The following is a 23,371-nucleotide window of genomic DNA, read 5'->3' on the forward strand; positions in this document are numbered from 1 at the left end:
CTCACACCCCGCTCTCAGCCATCCGCGCCAAGGATCAACCCGGACGTGGGAACGCCTGTGCCTGCTGTGACCAAAGCTCGGCCCGCGCCCGGTATCTGATTCACCGACGTGCCGCGCAGCTGCCTGACCGCCTCCGCGATGCCGTTCATGCCGTGCAGGTACGCCTCGCCGAGCTGGCCGCCGTGCGTATTCAGCGGCAGAGCGTCCTCCGCCACGAAGTCGGCGGCCTCGCCCGGCCCGCAGAAACCGAACTCCTCCAGCTGCATCAGCACGAAGGGCGTGAAGTGGTCGTAGAGGATGCCCACGTCGATGTCGGCCGGGCACAGTCCCGAGGTCTGCCAGAGCTGACGGGCGACCACGTCCATCTCGGGCAGGCCGGTCAGGTCGTCGCGGTAGAAACTGGTCATCTGCTCCTGCCCACGGCCGGCCCCCTGTGCGGCGGCGACGATCACCGTCGGCGGCCGGCGCAGGTCTCTGGCCCGCTCGGCGGAGGTCACGACGATCGCCTGCCCTCCGTCGGTCTCCTGGCAGCAGTCGAGGAGCCGCAGCGGTTCGACGATCCAGCGCGAGGCGGCATGGTCGGCGAGGGTGATGGGCCTCTCGTAGAAGTACGCCGCGGGGTTACGGGCGGCATGGCGGCGGTCGGTGACGGCGACATGGCCGAAGGCGTCGGGCGTCAGGTTGTACGTATGGAGATAGCGCTGGGCGGCCATGGCGACCCAGGAGGCGGGGGTGAGCAGCCCGAACGGCAGCGCCCAGCCGAGTGCCGCGCCTTCGGCCGAGGGCTCCCGATGCTGCACTCCCGAGCCAAAGCGGCGGCCGGATCGTTCGTTGAACGCCCGGTAGCAGACGACGACCTCGGCCACCCCGCTCGCCACGGCGAGGGCGGCCTGCTGAACGGTGGCGCAGGCCGCCCCGCCGCCGTAGTGGATGCGGGAGAAGAACGACAGCTCGCCGATGCCTGCCGCCTGGGCCACGGTGATCTCGGGACTGGTGTCCATGGTGAAAGTGACCATGCCGTCGACATCGGCGGGGGTGAGCCCGGCGTCGTCGATGGCCGCCTGCACGGCTTCGACAGCCAGCTTCAGCTCGCTGCGCCCGGAGTCCTTCGAGAACTCGGTCGCCCCGATGCCTGCGATCGCCGCCTTCCCACCGAGCGTGTCGGCTCTGCGTACGCTCACGAGGCCCCCTCCCGGACAGCGGCATTGACGTCGACCTTGACGGTCACCTTGCCGGTGACGTGATGCCCAAGACCGTTGGCTCCGACGACCCGCACCTCGGCCGTGCCGTCGTCGTCGAGGGCAGTCACCGTGCCGCTCAACACCATGGTGTCCCCCGGGTAGTTGGGTGCCCCGAGGCGGATCTTCACCGCGCGCAATCGGGACTCGGGTCCGAAATGGTCGGTGATGTAGCGGCCGACCAGGCCATTGGTGGTCAGGATGTTCATGAAGATGTCGGGGGAGCCCTTCTCCCGGGCGGCTTCGGCGTCGTGGTGGACGTCCTGGTAGTCGCGGGAGGCGACGGCGCCCGCGACGATCAGCGTGCGGGTGATCGGAATCTCCAGCGGCGGCAGCTCGTGACCGACCTTCATACCGGCCCCTCCTCCTGTCCGACTCGCTCTACGCGATCTTCCTGATCAGCCCGATCTGCGCCGACGATCAACTCCCCCAACTCGGCCAGCACTTCACTCCCACTCCCCAGATACGCGTCGAGCTGCCGCCCCCACAGAAAGTGCCGATGGACGGGGTGATCCAGATCCGCTCCCGTCCCGCCGTGCAGATGCTGCCCGGTATGCACCACGCGCTGCCCCGCCTCCGACGCCCACCACGCCGCGGTGAGTGCGTGCGTTGCGAAGGGCAGGCCCTCGTCGCGGCGCCAGGCCGCCTCGTACGCCGTGACGCGTATCGCCTCCGTGTCCATGTACGCGTCGGCCGCCCGCAGCAGCACGCCCTGGTTGGTGGAGAGCGGACGCCCGAACTGCTCGCGCGTCGAGGTATGTTCCACGGCCAGCGCGAGGGACCCGGCGCACACCCCCGCCTGCAGCCCGGCAAAGGCGGTACGGCTCGTGGCCAGCACGTGCTCGTACGCTCCACCGGCCGCGTCGCCCCCGATGCACTCACCGGGAGCGCCGTTCAGCGTGAGCCGGCCGGCCGACCAGGGCGCGGTGGTCTCCACCGGCTCGACCGTCACCGCCGGATCCGCCGTCGGTACGAGCCACAGCGCCCGGTCTGCGTCCGCAACCAGCACATGGGTGGCGTCGCGCAGCCACGGCACGAGCGGCGCCGTGCCGCTCACCGCCCCGGACGCGTCGGACCGTATCGAGCCGGTGGCCGGGAAGGCTCCGGTCACGACCGTCGTACCGTCGCCGATCGCAGGCAGCAGCCGCGCCCGCTGCTCCCCGTTGCCGTGCGCCGCGATCGCCAGCAGCCCGTACACGCACGTCGCCGCGAACGGCACCTGCGCCGTCGTCCGCCCCTGCTCCTCCAGCAGCAGCACCAGCCCGAGCAGGCCGATCTCCTCGACCGCCGCGATCAGCCCGGCCGCGCAGATCGCCTTCCACAGCTCGCCGTCCGTGCCCATGAGTGATGGGCGTCCCCCCTGCTCGAGCGGAGCCGAGAGCTTGGGGGACAGCCGCTCGTGCGTCGACAGGTCCCCGAAGATCTGTGCGGCCAGCTCCTGCGCCGCTCTCTGCTCCTCCGTCGGCGTGAAATCCATCAGCCCTCACCCCCTCCGCCATGCTCGTCCGGGCGAAAGACCGGCAGCTCCAACTCCTTGTCCACGCGCAGGAATTCCAGCTGTACGGGCATACCGATCCGCACCTTGTCGTACGGCACCCCGACCACATTGCTGATGATCCGCACGCCCTCCGCCAGCTCGATCAGCCCGACCGCGTAGGGACCCGCCGCGTCAGCGGCGTGATCGGACGCAGCGAAGGCCGGGAAGGCGGGGTGGTGCATGACGACGTACGAGAAGACCGTCCCCGCGCCGCTCGCCTCGACCGTGTCCCACTCCGGTGACCCGCACGCCCCGCACCCCGGCAGCCAGGGAAACCGCAGCGTCCCGCAGCCGCCGCACCGCTGTATCAGCAGCCTGTGCCCGGCCACCCCGTCCCAGAACCCGGCGTTGTCCCGGTTGATCACGGGCCTCGGCCGCTCGCCCTTGGGCCTCTTCCCCGCCGGCGCGTACTTGAGGATGCGGAAGCGGTGCGTCCCCGCCGGCTCCCCGTCCGCGCGGACATCCATCCGCGTCGTGACGAAGTGCCCCGTCCCCAGCTTGGTTGTCTTGCGCTCCGACACCGACTCGATCACCGCGTCGAAGGTGATCCGGTCACCCGGCCGCAGATCCCGTACGTACTCCTGCTCGCAGTCGGTCGCGACCACCGAGGTGTACCCCGCTCCGTCCAGCAGCGCGAACAGTTCGTCGTACGCCGACGACCTGCCCGTATGCCCGGAAAGGCCGCCCATCGTCCAGGCCTGGAGCATCGTCGGAGGAGCGATCGCGTCCGGGCCCGAATACGCCGGGCTGTTGTCCCCCATCGCCTCGCACCAGTGTCTGATCATCGGCTCGTTGACGGGGTCCTTGCCGACGCCCGAGGTCGCGGCCGGCCGGCCCTCGAACCCCTTGAGCAGCCCAAACAGATCCCCTCCCGAGCTCGCTCCTGCGCCCCCGGCCGCGCCCACGTCGGCGCTCACCTTTGCATGCACATCCGCACTCATCGACGCCCCCTCCGCATCCCGAGCCGCATCGTCGCCACGATCTCCCGCTGCACCTCGCTCACCCCGCCCCCGAAGGTGTTGATCTGCGCGGCCCTGTTCATCCGCTCCAACTCCCCGTCCCCGAACGCCCCCACGGAGCCGGAGCGGACCAGTCCGGCCTCGCCCGCAACTTCCTGACATATTCGATACACCGCGACGGCCGATTCGGTTCCCATAAATTTCACGCCACTTGCATCACCCGGCGCGAGCGTCCCCGCCCCCACGTCGCCGACCAGCCGCCAGTTCAGGAGCCGCACCGCCGCCAGCCGGGCGTGCGCCTCGGCCAGCCGCGCGCGCACCCACGGCCGGTCCGCCGGCCGTTCTCCCGTCGCCGGGTCGGGAGTCGCGGCGTACGCCCGCGCCTGGTCGTAGCAGTCCTCGGCCTGCATGCCGATCGCAGCGAGCGCCACCCGCTCGTGGTTGAGCTGGTTGGTGATCAGCCCCCAGCCGCCGTTCTCCTCACCGACCAGGTTCGTGACGGGCACCCGGATGCCGTCGTAGTACGTGGCGGTCGTCGTCAGCCCGCCCACCGTGTAGATCGGCGTCCACGAGAAGCCCGGCGCGTCCGTCGGCACCAGCACGATCGAGATGCCCTTGTGTTTCGGGGCGTCCGGGTCCGTACGGCAGGCGAGCCAGATCCAGTCCGCGTTCTGGGCGTTACTGGTGAAGATCTTCTGCCCGTCGATCAGCCACTGGTCGCCCTCGCCGCCCTCGCCGCCGCTCACGCGCACAGCGCGCGTACGGAGCGAGGCGAGGTCGGTACCGGCCGACGGCTCCGTGTAGCCGATCGCGAACACGAGCTCGCCGCACAGGATGCGCGGCAGGAAGAAGTCCTTCTGCTCGGGCGTCCCGTACTTCATGAGGGTCGGCCCGACCGTGTTGAGTGTGACCATCGAGACGGGCGCACCCGCCCGGTACGCCTCGTCGAAGAAGACGAACTGCTCGTCGGCGCCGCGCCCCTGACCGCCGTACGCGACGGGCCAGCCGAGGCCGAGCATTCCGTCGCCGCCGATCCGCCGCAGCAGCGCTCGCTGCCCGACCGGATCCGCCGCCTCCTCGCCCTTCATCACCTCGCGGAAGTACGAGCGGAGTTCGGCACGCAGCTGCCGCTGGCGCGCGGTGGGGGCGAGATGCACGGTGGCGGCCTCCGGCAACGTACGAATGAATGTTTCTGACTGTCCGTCAGATTCGTTGCCACTGTCAAGACCGAAGACGACGCTCGCCTGAACGCCGGACACCGGACACCGGACACCGGACACCAGGCGCCGAAACGCGAACGGCCTGCGCAACGGCGCCGTAGCACCGTCGCGCAGGCAGTCGCTCACCCCACGCCACAGACCCCGTCCGGGCCGCGTCTCACCAGAGGTTGGTGAAGTTGACGGCGATGTTCTCGTTCGACTGGTCGACCGCCGTGAAGCCAGAGCCGTTCACGTTCGCGGTGTTGTTCTGGTTGGACGCGCCGGAACCGGTCGCCACCTGCTGTGTTGTGGTCGAGTTGCCGTTGTTGTCGCCACCGACACCACTGCCGTTGATCGTGGCCACAGACGCGTTCGATCCGAGGTTCGCGAAGGCACCGTTGTCAGCAACGGCAACACCCGAGAAGAGAGCCGCCGCAAGGGGCAGGGCTGCAAAGGCGGCGATGACGCGGGCGGTGCGGATGCTTGCCATGTCAATTCCTCCAGGAACTGTAAGTACGGCTGATTCCGGAGCAGTTGGCCGACCGCTTCGGTGGTGGTCACGACGTCGCGAGATCAGAGTTGCCCATCGAATCCCCGGCGAACCAGCCCGGAGGCCCTATTTCCCCCTCAAGCGTGAGGACAAGTCGATAAACCCCCTTCACGTCCCCAAAACCGCAGCTCAACCCATCCCGCACCACGGAAACCGCCCACGACAAGGGAAAGAGCGTTCCGCAGCACTTTCAGCCAGCGCCTCCCCCGACCTCCTCGCACCCTCCCCCCTTCCTTTCTTCGAACACTCGTACGAAAATAGATCCATGGCCACCTCCGACCGGCGCACAGCCACCCTGGCCCTCGCCCACGCTCTCTCCGCCGCCGAACGCGGGCTCCCCGTCATCCCCCTGTCCCGCACCAAGCTCCCCGCCCTGCGTTCACCGCACAGGGGGTCCTCCGAGCCGGTCCTGTGCCGAGGCGAGTGCGGGATGCCAGGCCACGGCGTCCACGACGCCACGACCGACCCCGCCGCTGTCCGTGCTCTTTTCGGCGCCGCCCCCTGGGCCACCGGCTACGGCATCGCCTGCGGCCGCCCGCCGCACCACCTCATCGGCATCGACCTCGATACGAAATGGGACACCGACGCCACGACGGCCCTCAGGCACCTGGCCCTTCAGCACCTCTTCACGATCCCGGACACCGTGGTCGTCCTCACGCCCAGCGGCGGCCGCCACATCTGGCTCACAGGGCCGCCCGAAACCGTCGTCCCCAACTCAGTGAGCCGCCTCGCCCCCGGCATCGACATCCGCGGCACCGGCGGCTATCTGGTGGGCCCCGGCTCCCTCACCACCCACGGCATCTACCGCACGGCCCCCGGCACCGGCCACCTGGCCCCCGCCCCCTGTCCCAGCGCACTCCTGCGCCTCCTCGCGCCCCCCGCACGCCCCCACACCCCCACGACCCGCCCCACCGACCATCCCGGCCGAGGCCACGGCCTGGTCCAGTTCGTACTCACGGCCCAAGAAGGCCAGCGCAACACCCGCCTCTTCTGGGCCGCATGCCGTGCGTACGGGAACGGCATGGGCGCCTCCCTCGCGGACGCCCTGACAGAAGCCGCAGTCCAAGCAGGCCTCACCGAACGCGAAGCCCGCGCCACAATCGCCTCCGCAGCCCGCCTCTGCACGGCCTCCTGACCCCACACCGGACACGCCGAAGGGACGCCCGGAAACTCCGGACGCCCCTTCGGACGTACTGCGGTGGGTGTGGGATTTGAACCCACGGTGACATCGCTGCCACGACGGTTTTCAAGACCGTTCCCTTAGGCCGCTCGGGCAACCCACCCCGCGCCACCGGCCTGCGGTGACGCGAGGACAGCCTAGCCGGTCAGCCGTCGCCCTTGCGCTGGCCCAGGGTTACTTCGACCATGGACGTCTTGCCGTCGCGTTCGTACGTCAGCATGACCTTGTCGCCCGGCTTGTGCGTCCAGATCTCGCTGATCAGGGTCGGGCCGCTGTCGATCGCCCGGTCGCCGAGCTTCGTGATGACATCGCCCGGCTTGAGGCCGGCCTTGGCGGCCGGGCCGTCGGGCTGGATCGCCGCTGAGCCGTCGGCGCCGGTGTCCGCGATCGTGGCGCCGCCCTCGCTCTTCTCGTCCATGGAGACCGTCGCGCCGATCACCGGGTAGACCGGCTGACGCGTCTTGATCAGCTGCTGGGCGACCGTATCCGCCTGGTTGACCGGGATCGCGAAGCCGAGGCCGATCGAGCCCGCCTGTGACTGGCCGAAGCCGCCGCCTGTACCGGCGGACTGGATGGCCGAGTTGATGCCGATGACAGCGCCGCGCGAATCGAGCAGCGGGCCGCCGGAGTTACCCGGGTTGATCGAGGCGTCGGTCTGCAGTGCGCTCATGTACGAGGCCTTGCTGCCCTGGCCGTCGCCCGAGGCCACCGGGCGGTTCTTGGCGCTGATGATGCCGGTCGTGACCGTGTTCGACAGGCCGAAGGGCGCTCCGATGGCGATCGTCGAGTCCCCGACGGCGACCTGGTCCGAGTTGCCCAACGGCAGCGGGGCCAGGCTCGAAGGGGCGTTCTTCAGCTTCAGCACAGCTATGTCGTAACCCTGCGCACGGCCGACCACCCCGGCGTTGTACTTCTTGCCGTTGGAGAACGTGACGGACAGTTCACCGCTGTCGGCCGCGGACGCCACCACGTGGTCGTTGGTGACGATGTGGCCCTGCTTGTCGTAGACGAAACCGGTGCCCGTACCGGCCTCGCCGTCCCCTCCCTGTGCCTGGATCGTCACGACACTCGGGAGTGCCTTTGCCGCGACCGCCGCGACGGTGCCCGCGTCGCGCTTGAAGTCCTTCGGGTTGCCTGCGGCCGAGAGGGTGGTCGAGTCGGTGGAGTCGTCGTTGCGGTCCGCGGCCCAGTACCCGATGCCCCCGCCGACACCGCCTGCGACCAGCGCCGCGACCAGCACCGCGGCGACCAGGCCGCCGGTACGCCGCTTCTTCTGCGCGGGCGGTACGGGCGCCATGGGCGACCCCCATGCTGCGCCTCCCCCGGCTTCGCCGCCGTACGAGGGCATCGCCGGCGGAGGCGGCGGCCATCCGGGACCGGCGCCCTGGGTCTGCGCGGTCCCGGCCTGGGCGCCGGCATGCGCGTGCTGAGGGGGAGAGGGAGGGGCAGGGGTGTGGCCGTGCTGGGAGGTGGGGGTGTGCGCCGGCGGTTCCGGCGCAGGTGCCGACTGGTCGTAAGCGCTGCCGCCGCCCGGTTCCGGGGTGCTCTCCGGCGCGGCAGCGGTCCCGGGAGCGGCCGCCGGCACGGGAGGTTCAGACGGGGCGGCCGGAACCGCAGTGCCCTCGTTCTCTGTGCTCACAGCTTCTTCTCCTCGGTCCCAGGGTCGGTCTCAGGTCGGTCTCGGGTCGGTCTTCGGTCAACCTTCGGTCAACGTCCCACTGTGCAAGTGTCCGCTGTTAGCTTTTCCCACCACACGTCAGAGGACCGTAAGCGGGAGCTGTGCATCCACCGGCCATCCTTTACTTCGGACAAAGCGGGCGCACCTCCAGGAGTTCGCCTGTGCCCGCTTCCCCCCGCCTTCCCCGTCTTCCCCGTCTCGGTGGCACCATGACGCGGTGACCCACGCACGGCAGCACACCATCCAAGTCGTCGCTCATCGCGGGGCCTCCGAGGACGCCCCCGAGCACACCCTGGCCGCGTACACGAAGGCCATCGAGGACGGCGCGGACGCCCTCGAATGCGATGTACGGCTCACCGCGGACGGGCACCTCGTCTGCGTGCACGACCGCCGGGTGAACCGTACGTCCAACGGCCGCGGCGCCGTATCGGCCCTCGAACTGGCCGACCTCGCCGCCCTGGACTTCGGCTCGTGGAAGGACCGCGACGAGTCCCCGGACTGGGATCCCGACCGGGATCCGGATCACGGCCTCACCTCCGTGCTCACCCTTGAGCGGCTCTTGGAACTGGTCACGGACTCCGGCCGCCACATCGAGCTCGCCATTGAGACGAAGCACCCCACCCGCTGGGCCGGCCAGGTCGAGGAGCGGCTCCTCCACCTGCTGAAGCGCTTCGGCCTGGACGTCCCCGAAGCCGCCGGACCCTCGCCCGTACGCATCATGAGTTTCTCGGCGCGCTCGCTGCACCGCGTCGCCGCCGCCGCACCGACGATCCCGACCGTCTATCTGATGCAGTTCGTGTCGCCGCGACTGCGCGACGGACGACTTCCGGCCGGCGCGCGGATCGCCGGGCCCGGGATGCGGATCGTCCGGAACCACCCCGGCTACATCGCGCGGCTGCACCGCGCGGGGCACCGGGTGCACGTATGGACGGTGAACGAGCCCGAAGACGTCGATCTCTGTGTACGTCTCGGTGTGGACGCAATTATTACGAATCGCCCGAAACAGGTGCTGTCTCAATTGGGCCGCCTCTGACGGTCGTTACAGGGAGTGCACCGGCGCGTTCGGTCCGTGTTCGATCGTTGCGAGTGCGTCACTGCCCGACGCCTGGCCGGTTTCCGGTCCAGGCCATTGGGGCATTCACTTCGTGGCGTGGGGCGAAGGAGGTCTCGGGGGTGGCGTTTGTGGTGGCACGGGAAGTGCCCACGTCGTCGAGCATGGCCGTACCCCATGGCCCTGCGGGCGTGGGTGAGGCGAGACATCGCATGCGCGATGAGCTGCGCGTGAACGGGGTGTCCGAATCGGTCATTGACGATGCCGTACTGATCCTTTCCGAACTGCTCAGCAATGCCTGCCGCCATGGCAGACCGCTGGGGCAGGCGGAGGTCGGTGACGGTGACATCCGCGCCGCATGGCGCGTCGACAGAGCAGGCAGGCTGACCGTCGAAGTGACGGACGGAGGCGGTCCGACCCGACCGGTTCCGGCCACACCTTCGGTCACCGCGCGCGGCGGCCGCGGGCTCAACATCATCAGTGCGCTGGCACAGGACTGGGGTGTACGGGACAGCGCGTCCGGCGAAGTCACGGTGTGGGTAAAAGTGACGGAGGGGCATCGTCACGACGACTTCGCTACGCGCGTCACAAGCCCCGGGATGGACTTCGCGGCCACGTTCGAAGACCTGGACTGACCCGGAGGGCTGGACCAAGCCGGGTCCGATGCCGGGCGGGGGCCGGGGGCCCAGCGGACCGGGCCCGGCGCAGCACCCAGACCGCCCCCAGGCCGCCGCCCAAGGCCATCCGCCTGGGCCGCCTCCCTGGGCCCGTTCCCGGATGTCCCGGGATGGCCCGTCAGGTCCGGGCGGCACAGCGGCTAGGCTCGCGCCCGACACAGCACTGCCGTGAACGGGAGAAGCCAAGCCATGGCCAAGAAGCGCCCCCAGCCCGCAAGGGGAACCAAGCCGCAGGCTCAGGTATCCAGCGGGGAGGTGCCGGTAGTCGGGGCCCGCGAGCCCTGCCCGTGCGGTTCCGGCCGTCGCTACAAGGCCTGCCACGGCCGCGCCGCCTCGCACGCCGTGACCGAGCTGGTCCAGCGCCCCTTCGAGGGCCTGGCCGGCGAGAGCGACTGGGTCGCCCTGCGCGAGCTGGTGCCCGCGGCGACCGCCCCGCTGACGCTGAAGGACGGGCTGCCCGAAGGGGTCCCCTCCGTCACGCTGGCGACCGTACTGCCGATGGCCTGGCCCGCCCTGCGCCGCGACGACGGCTCCGTCCTGCTCGGCCTGCAGAACGACACGCCGTCCGGCGACCTCAGCCGCGATCTCGCCGACACCCTCCGGCGCGCACTGACCGCCAAGCCCGGCACCCCGGTCGCCGCCGAGCGCGCGCCGGCCGACGGGCCCCGCCTCCAGGACCTGCTCGACCCCGATGCGGCCTTCGAGCCCACCGTGCACTCGGGCTTCGAATTCTGGGTTCCGGACGCGGAGAACGCGACGCCCGACGTGAGCGCGTCGCTGGAGCGCGCCAACGCGGCCGCGATCCCGACGGTCAGGCTGACCGGCGTCGACGCCGCGTACTGGTGCGAGACCCCCGAGAAGAACCACCTGCGCTGGGTCATGCCCTACGCCGAGGAGCAGCTGCTCGACGCCCTCGCCCGGCTGCACGCCGCCGGTACGTCGTCGCTCGGCGAAGGCACCCGACTGGTCGGCTCCTTCCGGGCGCACGGGCTGATGGTTCCGGTCTGGGACCTGCCGAGCGAGGTCACGGCACAGGACATCGAGAAGCCCGCCGCAGAGCTCGCGGAGCGGCTCGCAGCGGCGCTCACGTCGGACGCCCCGCTGACTCCGGAGGAGCGCCGGGCGCGGGGCGGGCTCACCAACCGCCAGGTGACGCTCAGCTGACAGTGACGATTTCTGTCGGGCGATCGGTGACTCCGGTCACAACTCCCTGTACTGGCAGGTAAATACCTGTCTGAATAGCCGAGATCGAGTTTGCCAACCGCAGATCTCTTGTTACCGTTCTCGGAGCCCGGTCGCTGGTGCATCCCCCGTCGCCAGCGACCGGGCGTCTGACGTTTCGGAGTCAATGCCACGGCATTTCCCGGACAGGTCGCGCGTCATATTCCCCGGTCAACGAGCCGCAGGCGCAGCGGAGTTACTCCCCGACCTCAGCAGCAACGGTCCGTTTCCGGCCGCAGCGAACTCAGCCACCGCCGTGTAAAGCGCGGCTTTTCCGCGAGTCGGCTCTCGCGGTGTTTCGCACACTCCCGGTTCGTCGTCCGCACGCACCTTGCAATGCATCTGCAGGGCACGCCCACCGGGTCCCATCAGCGAGAGTACGGACCGCAGTTCCTCGCCCGAGGCATTGCGGTAGTACGCCCGCGCCCACGTACTGACCCCCTCGGTCAGCACGCAGGTCTGGACCTCGATCCCCTCGGGGGAGGTGAGCTCGGGACCGCACTGCACGGGCGACGGCTGCAACGGCTGCGATGAATGCGACGGCTGTGCCGACTCGGGCCGGGGGCCGGCAGCCGGAGAGGCCTTCGCGTCGTCGATCAGTGGTGCGAGTAGGGGTACGGGATCGGGTTCCGCGGCTGCGCCGGCCAGCGGCAGCAGGACGGTGAACACTACGACGGCTGCGAGCCCGATCATGCGGAGGTTCAAGGCGGGTCCCACCTGTCAGCCGCCCGGGAATTCCTGACGGTGGGCCGAAGATATCGACGGATGGGGAACGCCCGCGTCAGCCGCGCGCCTGTTACCCCAGAACTCGGGCCCGCTCACACCCAAACGAGTGAGCCGGCGGCGCGTCGTGCATAAATTCGCGCCGCCGGGACACGAGCAAGCCGGGACACGAGCATGCTGCCCGCCGCTCCGTACACGCGTCAGGGTCCATCGGTACAGGCCGTCGGTACACGCATCAGTACGCGCGTCAGCGCGCCCCTGGCCGCACGCCCTCAGTAAGCGAGGCGGCTGCCGCCGTCCGGTGCGCCATTGCTCGCCGCGACGAGCGCGTCCAGGACCGCCTCGACGTCCGGCAGCCAGGGCGCGGCGGAACCAGCGATGGGGTCTCCCCTGCTCGAGCGAAGCCGAGAGCTTGGGGACGGTGCCCGTTCCCAGCGGACGTGCCCCGTCCCGGTCTCGGAGGGCGGCAGCACCAGATAGCCGCCCTCGCCGTGGAACCGCAGCGAACTGGGCACCCAGTCCTTGGCGTACAGCAGCTCGCCGAGCCGCTCCAGGGAGTACGGGGCGACCAGCAGCGACCACCGTGTCGGGGTCGCGACGACCGGGCCGAGGCGCATGCCCATCCCGTCGAGCGCCGTCAGCGCGACGGCGCCGGCCACTGCGGGGAGGCTGAGTGCGCAGGGCGCGCGGCCGCCGGTGGCCAGCATGATCGGGGCCGTCGGCCGGTTCGTCCACCACCAGCGGATGAGGCGTTCGTCCGTGGTGGCGGCCAGGATGCCCGGGTCGAAGGGGTGCGCGCCGGGAACCACGCACTCGGGGTCGGGGCAGGCACAGCCCTGTGTGCGGTCACCGCGGTCGCCGCGGCTGCCGCGACCGCCCGACGTCTTCAGGCCGACGCCGGGAAGAACGGGCCACTGCCACGCGGTGGCGCAGGTCAGCGCCGCGCCGAGTTGGGCAGGCTCCTCACTTCGCCGGAACCGGAGCCTGCGTCGCCTTCCGAGGATCTCGCGCATGAGCGCTCGTTCCTTTCCGTTGAACGCCGAGGTCCACATTGCACTTCGTGTGCGTCACTTCACTGCGCGTACTCGTCGCGTACTGGCTGCGTACTGGTTGGCGTATCGCCGAACTTTCAGCCTGAGGCACGGTTAACCCCTCGTGGCCGAGCGTGAAACGTAGCGGAGGGTGGCGCACGCATGGCGCTTGCTGATCCGTAGTGCAGTCCCGCTGCTCGGGGATGGGGCGCGGCCTACGGCGGTTAAGACGCCACGGCCCGCCGCCAGGTTCCGGGGCGGTCGCAACTGCCCCTGGCCATCACCGATTAGGTACCCATCACGGTTGAGATGACGCTCCCCCCAGGACTCCGTCCCGGGAGGTACCCCCTGTCGAACACTCTCAGTCGACCGCAAATTATTGCCGTAGGTGCCATTTTTAGGCCAAGTTGGCCATCCCATAGACACCACGAGTCCCACGATCCCAATGCTGGACATCCCCTTACTTGTGCGTGTACATGTGGATGCATTGATAGCGGCGCAGAATGACATGGGGGTTTGCGATGCTATTGAGCAAAACGCACCAGCAGGAAAGCCTGCGATCATGAGCGCCCCACACGTTCCGAAAGTGGCTGGAATCGATCCCAAGGTTCCTGGTCCCACGCACACTGTCGCGCCTCTTCCGCCCGCCCCCACCCCTCCCGCCCCTGCCAGTGCAGTCCTTCAGGACCGGCTCGCGGGCTGGGTTTCCGATCTCACCACCCTCCACGAACTCACGGAACGCCTGGTCCGTACAGGTGCGCTCGACGACGCTCTGCACGAACTGCTCCGTGCGGGCGCAGCCCTCGTCGGCGCCCGCCGCGGTCTTCTTGTGCTCGAACCCGCCGACGGCCACGGCCCCTCCACCACCATCGGTCTCGGCCTCGCCCATGCCGACCTCGGCCACATCGAGACAGTGCCGCGCAGTTCCACGCCGTACGGCCGCCTCCTCGACGGCCTCCCCGGAAGCCCCGGCCCCAGCGAGATCGCCCACCCCGACCTCCTCGGCGAGGAGGAACTCGACCCGCGCCACCGTGAGGTCGCCGCACGGCTCGGCTATGCCGCCAGTTACGCCCTGCCCCTGTCCACCGAAGCGGGCCGCCTTGGCGCGGCCGTCTGGCTGTACGACGAGCCGACCGAGCCCGTGGAGCGTCAGCGCCATCTCGCCGGCCTCTATGCGCGGTACGCCTCCGAGCACCTGGCCCGGCTCCTGGAGCTGGAGCGCGCCCGTGCGCGCGTGGCGACCGTAACCGAGGAACTGCTGCCCACCAGGCTGCCCCGGGTCGCCGGGGTGCAGCTCGCCGCCCGCCACCGCACCGGAGCGCTCGGCGGCGGCGACTGGTACGACGCGCTGCCGCTGCCGGAGGGCGCCCTCGGGCTCGCCGTCGGGTCGGTGTCCGGATCGGGGCCGAGCGCACTGGCCGCGATGGGACGGCTGCGGGCGAGCCTTCGGGCGTACGCCGTGATGGAGGGCGAGGACCCCGTCGCCGTACTGTCCGATCTGGAGCTCCTGCTGCGGCTCACCGAGCCCGCCAGGTCGGCCACCGCGCTCTTCGCCTACTGCGAACCGGCGGAACGCAGGATCGTGCTCGCCGGGGCCGGGCACAGCCCGCCGCTGCTCATCGGTGAACGGCGTACCGAGTTCGTGGAGACGTCGCTGTCCGCGCCGCTGGGGATGCTGGCCTGCTGGGAGGCGCCGAGCGTGGACCTCGCGCCGGAGCCCGGAGAAACGGTGCTTCTCTACACGGACGGGCTGCTGCAGCGCACCGGCGACCCGATGGACCGGGCCTTCGCGCGGCTGCACGCGGCCGCTGCGAGCGTGCCGAAGTCGGTCAGGGCGGACCCGGGTGCCGTGGCCGACCATGTGCTGCGTGCGATGCTGCCGGACGGGCTCGGCGCAACGGATTCGATGGAGGACGTCGTGCTGCTCGCGGCACGCTTCGACTGATACCTCACAGTTGTCCACAGGGCCCTGGGCCGTCTTCTCCTCGCACATACGATGGAGGACGGTCCAGTGTCGTATCAAGGAGACAGTCGTGTCCGATGAGCTCATTCCGGAGACCCCGGGCGAAGCGCAAGAGCCGATCAAGCAGCGGAAGAACGGCCTGTACCCGGGCGTATCCGACGAGCTCGCCGAGAACATGAAGTCCGGCTGGGCCGACACCGAGCTGCACGGTCTGGAGCCCATCGCCCAGGCCGCGCACACCGCCGCCCGCCGCGCCGCGCTCTCCGCGCGCTTCCCCGGCGAGCGCCTGGTCATCCCCGCGGGGAACCTCAAGACCCGCTCCAACGACACCGAGTACGCCTTCCGCGCCTCCACCGAGTACGCGTACCTGACCGGCGACCAGACGCAGGACGGCGTCCTCGTCCTGGAGCCGAAGGACGGGGGCCACGTCGCGACGATCTACCTGCTGCCGCGCTCGAACCGGGAGAACGGCGAGTTCTGGCTGGACGGGCAGGGCGAGCTGTGGGTCGGCCGCCGCCACTCCCTCGCCGAGGCCGAGCAGCTGCTGGGCATCCCGGCCAAGGACGTCCGCGAACTGCGCGCCGCCCTGACGGAGGCCACAGGTCCGGTCCGTAACGTCCGCGGGCACGACGCGGGCGTCGAGGCCGCGCTGACCGACAAGGTCACCGCCGAGCGCGACGAGGAGCTGCGCGTCTACCTCTCCGAGGCCCGCGCCGTGAAGGACGACTTCGAGATCGGCGAGCTCCAGAAGGCCGTCGACTCGACCGTCCGCGGCTTCGAGGACGTCGTGAAGGTCCTCGACAAGGCCGAGGCGACGAGCGAGCGCTACATCGAGGGCACGTTCTTCCTGCGCGCCCGCGTCGAGGGCAACGACATCGGCTACGGCTCGATCTGCGCCGCCGGCCCGCACGCCACCACCCTGCACTGGGTGCGCAACGACGGCGACGTACGCTCCGGCGACCTGCTGCTGCTCGACGCCGGCGTGGAGACCCACACCCTCTACACCGCCGACGTCACGCGCACGCTGCCGATCAACGGCACCTTCACCGATCTGCAGCGCAAGATCTACGACGCGGTGTACGAGTCCCAGGAGGCCGGCATCGCGGCCGTGAAGCCCGGCGCCAAGTACCACGACTTCCACGACGCGTCGCAGCGCGTCCTCGCCGAGAAGCTCGTCGAATGGGGTCTGCTCGAAGGCCCGGTCGAGAAGGTCCTGGAGCTCGGTCTCCAGCGCCGCTGGACCCTGCACGGCACCGGCCACATGCTCGGCATGGACGTCCACGACTGCGCCGCCGCGCGCCGTGAGGCGTACGTCGACGGGACGCTGGAGCCGGGCATGTGCCTGACGGTGGAGCCCGGGCTTTACTTCCAGGCCGACGACCTGACCGTGCCCGAGGAGTACCGCGGCATCGGCGTCCGTATCGAGGACGACATCGTCGTGACCGAGGACGGCAACCGGAATCTGTCGGCAGGGCTGCCGCGCCGCTCCGACGAGGTCGAGGCGTGGATGGCCCGGGTCAAGCAGGCCTGACGAGAAGCAGGGCCGGCGAGAAACAGGGCCGGCGAGACCGAAGTCTCCGGCCGCCACGAGGGCGTGCTGCTCAGGACACCTTGAGCAGTGCGTCCTCGCGCCATTTCAGGACCTTGTCGAAGCTGACCACCGCGCCGCGCCCCGGCCGGTTCCTGAAGTGGACATGGTCCGCGAGCTGCTCGATCAGGCAGAGGCCTCTGCCGTCTTCCGCCGTGCTGGGTGCGGGGCGCAGTGCGGCACAGTTCCCTCGCCGTGAGGGGGGAAAGCCCGGCCCGGAGTCGGTGACCTCGATACGGCATTTCTCGCCGTCCAGATAAGCGGTCACGCGGTATTCCGCAGAGGGTGTTCCGGACCGTTCGTCCCCGCCGTGCTCGACCGCATTCGCACAGGCTTCGCTGAGCGCGACCGAGAGATCGTAGGAAATGTCCGGATCGACCCCTGCTGTCTCCATGGTGCCGAGCAGAAGGCGGCGGGCGAGCGGAACGCTCGCGGCTTCGCGCCGCAAGTGGAGTGACCACCAGATGCTCATGCTCCAGCCTCCTGGCTGCGGCTCGACATAGGGTTACGTATTGCCACAAGCAGTCGGTCATAAGCGTGTGATGGATGTGATTGCGCTCATTCGGCCGATGCGCGCACCACGGCCGGCGGTGTATGTGCGCGCGGACCTGCCGTATGAGGCAGGTGGACGTAATGCGATGATGTCGGCGCCATGTCTACATCGGTCGTACGCGCCGGAGCCGGTCCGCGGCTGCTGAGGACCGCGGTGTTCACCGCGGTCTGCGTCGCGCTGTCCGCGACAGGACACGTCATGGCATCCTGCGCCACCGTCCCGTGGTGGACGATCGCGCTGGGCTGCGCCGCCGTCTTCGCCGTGGTAGCACCGCTGGCCGGGCGCGCGCGCTCGCTGCCCGCCATCGCCACCGCGCTGGCCTGCGGACAACTCGCTCTGCACGTCCTCTTCGGGCTCGGCCAGCACAACCCTGCCCTGCAGTCGGCCGCCACCGACACCTCGCTGCGCACGTTGGCGGCGAAGCTGCTGTGCGGCACCGGGGCCATTCCGCTCAGCACCGCCGAGGCCCGGCGGATCGTCACCGAAGCGGGCATCGACCCGGCGTCCGCGCACGCGGCGCAGCAGCACCTCACGCATGCGGCTCACGCATCCCACACGGCCAATGCGGCGCAGCAGTCCGAGACCGTGGCGAATGCCGGGCTGTTCCCCACCCTCCCCATGCTGCTCGGGCACATGCTGGCCGCCGTCGCGGCCGGCTGGCTGCTGCGGCGCGGGGAGACGGCGCTGACCCGGCTGGTTCTGCTGTCGGCGCATGGAGTCGCGGAGGGCGCACTCGTACGGTCGTTGCGCGCCGCGCTCGCTCTTGTACGCTCGCTGCGCGCCGGGCTGCCCGGTGCGCCCGCGCAGCGCCGGCGTGCCCTGCGCACCCCGTTCCTCGCGCCGCTGCGGCCGCCAGGGGAAGCCCTCCAGCACACGGTGATCAGGCGCGGTCCGCCCTCGGCGGCGCTCGTTCTCGCAGCCTGACGCGGCGCACTCCTCGACGTAACACCACGGGAGCGGCGTCGCGATGCCGGTGCGTACCCGCGCTCCGGAACATCATTCACCTCTGCTCCGTGGAGTGTTTCCAGCCATGAATGTCACGCGTATCTCCGCCGCCGTCGTCGGCGCCGCCGCCGCTTCCACCGTCCTGCTGATCGCGGGCCCGGCCCTCGCGCACGTCGGCGTGCAGCCCGTCGGACCCGCCGAGAAGGGCGGCTACGCCACCGTCAACGTCAAGGTGCCCAACGAGCGGGACAACGCCTCGACCACCAAGCTCGAAGTCTCCTTCCCCACCGACCACCCGCTGTCGTCCGTGATGCCGCAGCCCGTGCCCGGGTGGACCGTCAAGGTCACCAAGACCGAGCTCGACAAGCCGCTCAAGGTGCACGGCAAGGAGATCACCGAGGCCGTCTCCAAGGTCACCTGGACCGGCGGCAAGATCGGGCCCGGCGAGTTCCAGCAGTTCCCGCTCTCGCTCGGGCAGTTGCCGGAAGACGCCGACCAGTTGGTCTTCAAGGCCGTCCAGACGTACGACAACAAGGAAGTTGTCCGCTGGATCGAGGAGCCCAAGGAGGGCCAGGAGGAGCCGCAGTCCCCGGCCCCCGTCCTCAAGCTGACCGAGCCCACCGGTGACGACCACCACGGCTCCGGCAGCGCCAAGAACGACGAGGCGTCCGCCCAGGACACCAAGGCCCACGACGACGGCAAGAAGAGCGAAACAGCCGACGGCAGCACCAGCGACTCGACCGCCCGCGTCCTCGCCGTCGTCGGCATCGCCGTCGGTGTCGCGGGCGTGGCCTTCGGCGTTCTCGCCGGCCGCCGCCGCACCTCCTGACCCTCACCGAAACACCGGGACCTATCTCTATGCGCAAGAAGAACGCGCTGGCCGTGGCGCTCGTAGCGACGGCCGCGCTCACCCTGTCCGCGTGCGGCGGCGACAAGGCCGACAGCTCCAAGCCGCTCAGCGGCGTCTCCGCCGATACGGCGACGAAGGCCGCGACCGTACTGGACCGGCCTTTCAAGAAGCCGAATCTCGTCCTCACGGACACGCACGGCAAGAAGTACGACCTGCGTGAGCAGACAGAGGGCAAGGCGACGCTCGTCTACTACGGCTACACCAACTGCCCCGACGTATGCCCGCTGACGATGAGCAACATCGCCATCGCGTACAAGAAGCTCTCCCCTGCGGACCGGGAGAAGCTCCAGGTCGTCTTCATCACGACGGACCCCGAACGGGACACCCCGAAGGCACTCGGCAAGTGGCTCAAGGGCGCGGGCGACCCCGCGTTCACCGGGCTCTCCGGCGACTTCCCGACCATTCAGGCCGGGGCCCGCCAGATGGGTATCGGCATCGACCCGCCCAAGAAGGAGAAGGACGGCTCGGTCGTCTCCATGCACGGTGCACAGGTCATCGCGTTCTCGCCGAAGACCGATGCCGGATACGTGCTGTACGGCGAGGACACCACCGCCGACGACTACGCCAAGGACCTTCCGAAGCTCCTCAAGGGGGAGAACCCGTGAACCGCCGCACCACCCTCGTCACCGCCATTGCCCTGACCACGGGCCTTGTTCTGGCGGGCTGTTCCACCGACGGCTCGGCCGACGCCGACGTCAAGAACGCCAAGCCAGAGCTCAAGGTCAGCGGGGCCTTCATGCCCGAGCCCGTCATGGACGACATGGCCGCCGGCTTCCTGACCGTCAAGAACGACAGCGATGTCGCGGACAAGCTGACCTCCGTCACCAGTGACATCTCGGGCGAGGTCCAGATCCACGAGACCAAGAACCAGAAGATGCGGGAGGTGAAGTCCTTCGACATCCCCGCGGAAGGTCGGCTGAACCTTGAGCGCGGCGGGAGCCACATCATGTTCCTGAAGTTGAAGAAGAAGCCCCAGGTGGGCGAGAAGGTGGCCGTGGAGCTGCACTTCGAGAAGGCCGGCGTGATCAAGACCGAACTTCCGGTCGAGAAGACCACCCACAACCCGAAGAAGCACTGAGGGACTGACACACCATGCCGGCAACCGCCCCGCGCTTCGGAGCCGCAGTGATCCGGCTGCTGCTCATCACCACGGCACTCCTCGGCACCCTGCTCGCAGGAGCCGCCCCCGCATCCGCGCACGCCGCGCTGACCGGGAGCAACCCGAAGGACGGGGCGGTCGTCGCCACGGCGCCCAAGCACGTCACCCTCACCTTCTCGGAGCAGATCGCCCTGGGCGACGACTCGATCCGCGTCCTCGAACCCAGCGGCAAGCGCGCCGACACCGGTGAGCTGCGCAACATGTGCAGCGGAAACGTCGTCAAGTACGGCGTCCCACTGCACTCCGGGCTGCCCGACGGCACGTACACCGTGGCCTGGCAGGCCGTCTCCGCCGACAGCCACCCCATCTCCGGCGCGTTCACCTTCTCCATCGGCGCCCCCTCCAAGACCACCGTCGAGGTACCCGAACAGGCCGCGGGCGGCGGCCTCGTCGGCGCGCTCTACGGCATCGCGCGCTACACGTCGTACGCCGGCTTCATCCTGCTCGTCGGCGGCGCCGCCTTCGTGCTGGCCTGCTGGCAGCGCGGCGCGGGCGAGCGGCCGCTGCAACGCCTCGTCGTCCAGGGGTGGATCACGCTGACCGCGTCGACCCTGGTGATGCTGCTGCTGCGCGCCCCCTACACGGGCTCGGGCAAGCTCGCCGACGCCTTCGACCTGAGTGGGCTCAAGGCCGTACTGGACACCAAGACCGGGGCTTCGCTCGTATCCCGGCTGCTGCTGCTCGGCGCGGGCGCGCTGTTCGTCGCCGTGCTGTTCGGGGCGTACGCCCGCCCGTCTCCCACCACCACCTTGCCTGACGGCGCTTCGCGCCGACTGCCTGATTCAAGCGAGGACCCCAAGGAGAAGAAGGACCTCACCTTCGGACTCGCCCTGGGCGGCGGGGTCCTGGCAGCCGGCGTCGCGGCGACCTGGGCGCTCTCCGAGCACGCGTCGACGGGACTCCAGCCCGGCATCGCGATGCCCGTGGACGTGCTGCATCTGCTGGCGGTCGCGGCCTGGCTGGGCGGGCTCGCGGCGCTGCTGGTCGCGCTCTACCGGACGCCGGGCATCGAAAGTACGGCTGTACGGCGCTTCTCCCGCGTCGCCTTCGCGAGCGTCGTCGTGCTGGCCGCGACCGGGGTCTACCAGTCGTGGCGGCAGGTCGGTTCCTGGTCGGCGCTGACCGGGACGGCGTACGGGCAGCTGCTGCTCGTCAAGGTCGGGCTGGTCGCCGTTCTCGTCGGCATCGCCTGGCTGTCGCGGCGCTGGACGGGGCGGCTGGCCGAGACCGTGGCGCCGGAGGCGGAGGCGGCCGCCCTCATCGAGCAGCGGGCGGGGGCTGAGGATGAGAGTGAGGGTGAGGGTGAGGCGGCTGAGGCCGTTACCGTCCCCGCGGACCCCGCCCGGGCCGCTCAACTCGCCCGGCAGAAGGCCGCCGTGGCCACCGCGCGCGTGAAGCGCGTACGGGACGCGGATCCCGAGCGGCTCGGGCTGCGGCGTTCCGTACTGGCGGAGGCCGGGGTCGCGGTGGTGCTGCTGGCCGTGACGACCGTACTGACCAGCACCGAGCCGGGGCGTACCGAGGAGAAGGAAGTGGCGAGGGCGGAGACTTCCACCGCCGTACCCGACCGCCCGATCGACATCCGTATCCCCTTCGATACGGGCGGCGAGGACGGCAAGGGCACAGCCAGGGTCGAGCTCGACCCGGCGCGCTCCGGCAGCAACGGCCTGCACGTGTGGCTGGAGCGGCCCAACGGGCGGGTGATGGACGCCCCCGAGGTGAAGGTCGCGTTCACCCACAACGAGAAGGAGATCGGGCCGCTGCCCGCCATCCCGGACCGCGTCGCGAGCGGACACTGGAGCGCGAACGGTGTGCAGATCCCGATGCCCGGTACGTGGGAGCTCGAACTGACCGTCCGTACCTCCGACATCGACCAAGTGACCGTCAAGAAGAACGTGAAGATCGGCTGACCGGCGTGAGCGACATCGACATTTCCAGGCGGCGGCTGCTCGGCACCGCGGGCGCGGCCGGCGCCGCGGGGCTCGGGCTGGGCGCGACGGGCGGGGCCGCTGTGTACGCGGCGACCTCGGACTCCGGCGGCCGTGCGGACGCGAAGGCGCTGACGTCTGTCGGCTCGACGTCCGCCCCCTTCCACGGCGAGCACCAGGCCGGTATCACCACACCCCTCCAGTCCCGGGGGCATCTCGTCGCGTTCGACCTGGCGGCGGGCGCGGGGCGCAAGGAGGCCGCGGCGCTGCTGCGGCGCTGGTCGGAGGCGGCGCGCACGCTGATGGCGGGCGAGCCGTTCGGGGACGGCGACACCGGGGTGGCGCTGGATGCGGGGCCGTCCTCGCTGACCGTCACCTTCGGCTTCGGCAGGACCTTCTTCGACCGTACGGGCCTGGCCGCCCGGCGGCCCTCGGCCCTCGACCCGTTGCCCGACTTCTCCTCCGACCACCTGGACCCGCGGCGGAGCAACGGCGACCTCTGGGTACAGATCGGCGCCGACGACTCGCTGGTCGCCTTTCACGCGCTGCGCGCCATCCAGAAGGAGGCGGGCGACGCGGCCAAGGTGCGCTGGCAGATGAACGGCTTCAACCGTTCGCCGGGCGCGACCGCGCAGCCGATGACCGCCCGCAATCTGATGGGGCAGATCGACGGCACGGGCAATCCGAAGCCGTCCGATGACGACTTCGACCGGCGGATCTTCGTGCCCGCGAGCGGCGATCCCGAGTGGATGGCGGGCGGCTCGTACGCCGTCGTACGCCGGATCCGGATGCTCCTCGACGACTGGGAGAAGCTGGCGCGCGGCGAGCAGGAGAAGGTCATCGGGCGGAAGAAGTCCGACGGCGCTCCGCTTACGGGCGGCAGCGAGACGACCGAACTGGATCTGGACAAGACCGGCCCGGACGGCAAGCTGGTCGTCCCTTCCAACGCCCACGCCCGTATCTCCGCGCCCGAGCAGAACGGCGGCGCGGCGATGCTGCGGCGGCCGTTCTCGTACCACGACGGGATCTCCGCCGACGGGACGCCGGACGCCGGGCTTCTCTTCATCTGCTGGCAGGCGGACCCGCTGCGCGGCTTCGTACCGGTGCAGCGCAAGCTCGACAGGGGGGACGCATTGTCGCCCTTTGTCCGGCACGAGGCGAGCGGGCTTTTCGCGGTGCCGGGCGGGGCGCGGGACGGGGAGTACGTGGGGCAGCGGCTGCTGGAATCCTGAGAGAGCGGTGCTGCTGTCCGTACGGGCTGTTTCGCAGCGCGCATTAAGG

General features: G+C 70.1%; 22 protein-coding genes and 1 tRNA gene. 12 read left to right on the forward strand and 11 right to left on the reverse strand.

The window, feature by feature from the left end; all coding sequences use genetic code 11:
• Positions 1–14: 14 nt before the first annotated feature.
• From PXH83_RS13985 to PXH83_RS14010, 6 genes are all read right to left on the reverse strand, one after another.
• On the reverse strand, positions 15–1,181 hold the full coding sequence (locus PXH83_RS13985; RefSeq protein WP_274560407.1) for a lipid-transfer protein: 1,167 nt from the start codon (positions 1,179–1,181) through the stop codon (positions 15–17).
• Positions 1,178–1,591, reverse strand: coding sequence for a MaoC family dehydratase (locus tag PXH83_RS13990; protein ID WP_274560409.1), 414 nt, complete (start codon positions 1,589–1,591; stop codon positions 1,178–1,180). Before PXH83_RS13990 ends, PXH83_RS13985 begins: the two co-directional genes overlap by 4 nt.
• Positions 1,588–2,715: an acyl-CoA dehydrogenase family protein gene (locus tag PXH83_RS13995; RefSeq protein ID WP_274560411.1), complete on the reverse strand. Its 1,128-nt coding sequence runs from the start codon at positions 2,713–2,715 to the stop codon at positions 1,588–1,590. The genes PXH83_RS13990 and PXH83_RS13995 overlap by 4 nt, the downstream gene beginning before the upstream one ends.
• Positions 2,715–3,716: a bifunctional MaoC family dehydratase N-terminal/OB-fold nucleic acid binding domain-containing protein gene (locus PXH83_RS14000; protein ID WP_274560413.1), complete on the reverse strand. Its 1,002-nt coding sequence runs from the start codon at positions 3,714–3,716 to the stop codon at positions 2,715–2,717. The genes PXH83_RS13995 and PXH83_RS14000 overlap by 1 nt, the downstream gene beginning before the upstream one ends.
• A complete protein-coding gene (locus tag PXH83_RS14005) occupies positions 3,713–4,891 on the reverse strand; it encodes an acyl-CoA dehydrogenase family protein (protein ID WP_274562823.1) in 1,179 nt (392 codons plus the stop codon). Before PXH83_RS14005 ends, PXH83_RS14000 begins: the two co-directional genes overlap by 4 nt.
• A gap of 220 nt (positions 4,892–5,111) precedes the next feature.
• Complete coding sequence (locus tag PXH83_RS14010) at positions 5,112–5,423, reverse strand: hypothetical protein (protein ID WP_274560415.1); 312 nt, start codon at positions 5,421–5,423, stop codon at positions 5,112–5,114.
• A 325-nt stretch (positions 5,424–5,748) separates the two neighbouring features.
• On the opposite strand from PXH83_RS14010, the gene PXH83_RS14015 reads away from it, so the two are divergent.
• Positions 5,749–6,618 carry a bifunctional DNA primase/polymerase gene (locus tag PXH83_RS14015; RefSeq protein ID WP_274560417.1) on the forward strand — a complete coding sequence of 290 codons (870 nt, stop codon included), beginning with the start codon at positions 5,749–5,751 and terminating at the stop codon, positions 6,616–6,618.
• Positions 6,619–6,679: 61 nt separating this feature from the next.
• On the opposite strand, the gene PXH83_RS14020 is transcribed toward PXH83_RS14015, so the two are convergent.
• Together PXH83_RS14020 and PXH83_RS14025 are read right to left on the reverse strand one after the other, a co-directional pair.
• A tRNA-Ser gene (locus PXH83_RS14020) sits at positions 6,680–6,766 on the reverse strand.
• 42 nt (positions 6,767–6,808) lie between these two features.
• Positions 6,809–8,302 carry a S1C family serine protease gene (locus PXH83_RS14025; RefSeq protein WP_274560419.1) on the reverse strand — a complete coding sequence of 498 codons (1,494 nt, stop codon included), beginning with the start codon at positions 8,300–8,302 and terminating at the stop codon, positions 6,809–6,811.
• 256 nt (positions 8,303–8,558) lie between these two features.
• Between PXH83_RS14025 and PXH83_RS14030 the strand changes: the two genes are divergently transcribed.
• The 3 genes from PXH83_RS14030 to PXH83_RS14040 all read left to right on the forward strand — a co-directional run bounded on the left by PXH83_RS14030 (position 8,559) and on the right by PXH83_RS14040 (position 11,233).
• Positions 8,559–9,374, forward strand: a complete 816-nt coding sequence (locus PXH83_RS14030) for a glycerophosphodiester phosphodiesterase (protein ID WP_274560421.1) — start codon at positions 8,559–8,561, stop codon at positions 9,372–9,374.
• Between the two features lie 53 nt (positions 9,375–9,427).
• A complete protein-coding gene (locus tag PXH83_RS14035; RefSeq protein ID WP_274560423.1) occupies positions 9,428–10,027 on the forward strand; it encodes an ATP-binding protein in 600 nt (199 codons plus the stop codon).
• Positions 10,028–10,258: 231 nt separating this feature from the next.
• On the forward strand, positions 10,259–11,233 hold the full coding sequence (locus PXH83_RS14040; RefSeq protein ID WP_274560425.1) for a DUF5926 family protein: 975 nt from the start codon (positions 10,259–10,261) through the stop codon (positions 11,231–11,233).
• A gap of 228 nt (positions 11,234–11,461) precedes the next feature.
• Here PXH83_RS14040 and PXH83_RS14045 read toward each other — a convergent pair whose 3' ends face one another.
• Both PXH83_RS14045 and PXH83_RS14050 read right to left on the reverse strand, forming a co-directional pair.
• A complete protein-coding gene (locus PXH83_RS14045) occupies positions 11,462–11,983 on the reverse strand; it encodes a hypothetical protein (RefSeq protein WP_338054925.1) in 522 nt (173 codons plus the stop codon).
• Between the two features lie 302 nt (positions 11,984–12,285).
• Entirely contained in the window at positions 12,286–13,026 is a 741-nt protein-coding gene (locus PXH83_RS14050; RefSeq protein WP_274560429.1) for a bifunctional DNA primase/polymerase, read from the reverse strand.
• A 463-nt stretch (positions 13,027–13,489) separates the two neighbouring features.
• Between PXH83_RS14050 and PXH83_RS14055 the strand changes: the two genes are divergently transcribed.
• Together PXH83_RS14055 and PXH83_RS14060 are read left to right on the forward strand one after the other, a co-directional pair.
• Positions 13,490–14,989, forward strand: a complete 1,500-nt coding sequence (locus PXH83_RS14055; protein ID WP_274560431.1) for a PP2C family protein-serine/threonine phosphatase — start codon at positions 13,490–13,492, stop codon at positions 14,987–14,989.
• 88 nt (positions 14,990–15,077) lie between these two features.
• Positions 15,078–16,538, forward strand: coding sequence for an aminopeptidase P family protein (locus PXH83_RS14060; protein ID WP_274560433.1), 1,461 nt, complete (start codon positions 15,078–15,080; stop codon positions 16,536–16,538).
• Between the two features lie 70 nt (positions 16,539–16,608).
• Here the strand turns inward: PXH83_RS14060 and PXH83_RS14065 are convergent, their stop codons facing one another.
• Positions 16,609–17,067, reverse strand: coding sequence for an ATP-binding protein (locus PXH83_RS14065; RefSeq protein ID WP_274560435.1), 459 nt, complete (start codon positions 17,065–17,067; stop codon positions 16,609–16,611).
• Between the two features lie 180 nt (positions 17,068–17,247).
• Between PXH83_RS14065 and PXH83_RS14070 the strand changes: the two genes are divergently transcribed.
• The 6 genes from PXH83_RS14070 to efeB all read left to right on the forward strand — a co-directional run bounded on the left by PXH83_RS14070 (position 17,248) and on the right by efeB (position 23,322).
• The gene (locus tag PXH83_RS14070) at positions 17,248–18,072 is read left to right on the forward strand and encodes a hypothetical protein (RefSeq protein WP_274560437.1); all 825 of its coding nucleotides are present in this window, start codon (positions 17,248–17,250) and stop codon (positions 18,070–18,072) included.
• Between the two features lie 106 nt (positions 18,073–18,178).
• Positions 18,179–18,922 carry a YcnI family copper-binding membrane protein gene (locus tag PXH83_RS14075; protein ID WP_274560439.1) on the forward strand — a complete coding sequence of 248 codons (744 nt, stop codon included), beginning with the start codon at positions 18,179–18,181 and terminating at the stop codon, positions 18,920–18,922.
• A 29-nt stretch (positions 18,923–18,951) separates the two neighbouring features.
• Positions 18,952–19,608 (forward strand): SCO family protein, encoded by a 657-nt coding sequence (locus PXH83_RS14080; protein ID WP_274560441.1) that lies wholly within the window; start codon positions 18,952–18,954, stop codon positions 19,606–19,608.
• Positions 19,605–20,081 (forward strand): copper chaperone PCu(A)C, encoded by a 477-nt coding sequence (locus PXH83_RS14085; RefSeq protein WP_274560443.1) that lies wholly within the window; start codon positions 19,605–19,607, stop codon positions 20,079–20,081. Before PXH83_RS14080 ends, PXH83_RS14085 begins: the two co-directional genes overlap by 4 nt.
• A 14-nt stretch (positions 20,082–20,095) precedes the next feature.
• On the forward strand, positions 20,096–22,072 hold the full coding sequence (locus tag PXH83_RS14090) for a copper resistance CopC/CopD family protein (RefSeq protein WP_274560445.1): 1,977 nt from the start codon (positions 20,096–20,098) through the stop codon (positions 22,070–22,072).
• A 5-nt stretch (positions 22,073–22,077) separates the two neighbouring features.
• Positions 22,078–23,322: an iron uptake transporter deferrochelatase/peroxidase subunit gene (gene efeB / locus PXH83_RS14095; protein WP_420803166.1), complete on the forward strand. Its 1,245-nt coding sequence runs from the start codon at positions 22,078–22,080 to the stop codon at positions 23,320–23,322.
• The last annotated feature ends 49 nt before the right edge of the window (positions 23,323–23,371 follow it).

The organism is Streptomyces spiramyceticus (assembly GCF_028807635.1).
GTDB lineage: Bacteria > Actinomycetota > Actinomycetes > Streptomycetales > Streptomycetaceae > Streptomyces > Streptomyces spiramyceticus.

Bases quoted from the DNA above. Each gene is read 5' to 3' on its own strand.
- PXH83_RS13990 (WP_274560409.1), bottom strand. From the start codon at position 1,591: ATGAAGGTCGGTCACGAGCTGCCGCCGCTGGAGATTCCGATCACCCGC.
- PXH83_RS13995 (WP_274560411.1), bottom strand. From the start codon at position 2,715: ATGGATTTCACGCCGACGGAGGAGCAGAGAGCGGCGCAGGAGCTGGCC.
- PXH83_RS14000 (WP_274560413.1), bottom strand. From the start codon at position 3,716: ATGAGTGCGGATGTGCATGCAAAGGTGAGCGCCGACGTGGGCGCGGCC.
- PXH83_RS14010 (WP_274560415.1), bottom strand. From the start codon at position 5,423: ATGGCAAGCATCCGCACCGCCCGCGTCATCGCCGCCTTTGCAGCCCTG.
- PXH83_RS14015 (WP_274560417.1), top strand. From the start codon at position 5,749: ATGGCCACCTCCGACCGGCGCACAGCCACCCTGGCCCTCGCCCACGCT.
- PXH83_RS14040 (WP_274560425.1), top strand. From the start codon at position 10,259: ATGGCCAAGAAGCGCCCCCAGCCCGCAAGGGGAACCAAGCCGCAGGCT.
- PXH83_RS14045 (WP_338054925.1), bottom strand. From the start codon at position 11,983: ATGATCGGGCTCGCAGCCGTCGTAGTGTTCACCGTCCTGCTGCCGCTG.
- PXH83_RS14050 (WP_274560429.1), bottom strand. From the start codon at position 13,026: ATGCGCGAGATCCTCGGAAGGCGACGCAGGCTCCGGTTCCGGCGAAGT.
- PXH83_RS14055 (WP_274560431.1), top strand. From the start codon at position 13,490: ATGCTGGACATCCCCTTACTTGTGCGTGTACATGTGGATGCATTGATA.
- PXH83_RS14065 (WP_274560435.1), bottom strand. From the start codon at position 17,067: ATGAGCATCTGGTGGTCACTCCACTTGCGGCGCGAAGCCGCGAGCGTT.
- PXH83_RS14070 (WP_274560437.1), top strand. From the start codon at position 17,248: ATGTCTACATCGGTCGTACGCGCCGGAGCCGGTCCGCGGCTGCTGAGG.
- PXH83_RS14075 (WP_274560439.1), top strand. From the start codon at position 18,179: ATGAATGTCACGCGTATCTCCGCCGCCGTCGTCGGCGCCGCCGCCGCT.
- PXH83_RS14080 (WP_274560441.1), top strand. From the start codon at position 18,952: ATGCGCAAGAAGAACGCGCTGGCCGTGGCGCTCGTAGCGACGGCCGCG.
- PXH83_RS14090 (WP_274560445.1), top strand. From the start codon at position 20,096: ATGCCGGCAACCGCCCCGCGCTTCGGAGCCGCAGTGATCCGGCTGCTG.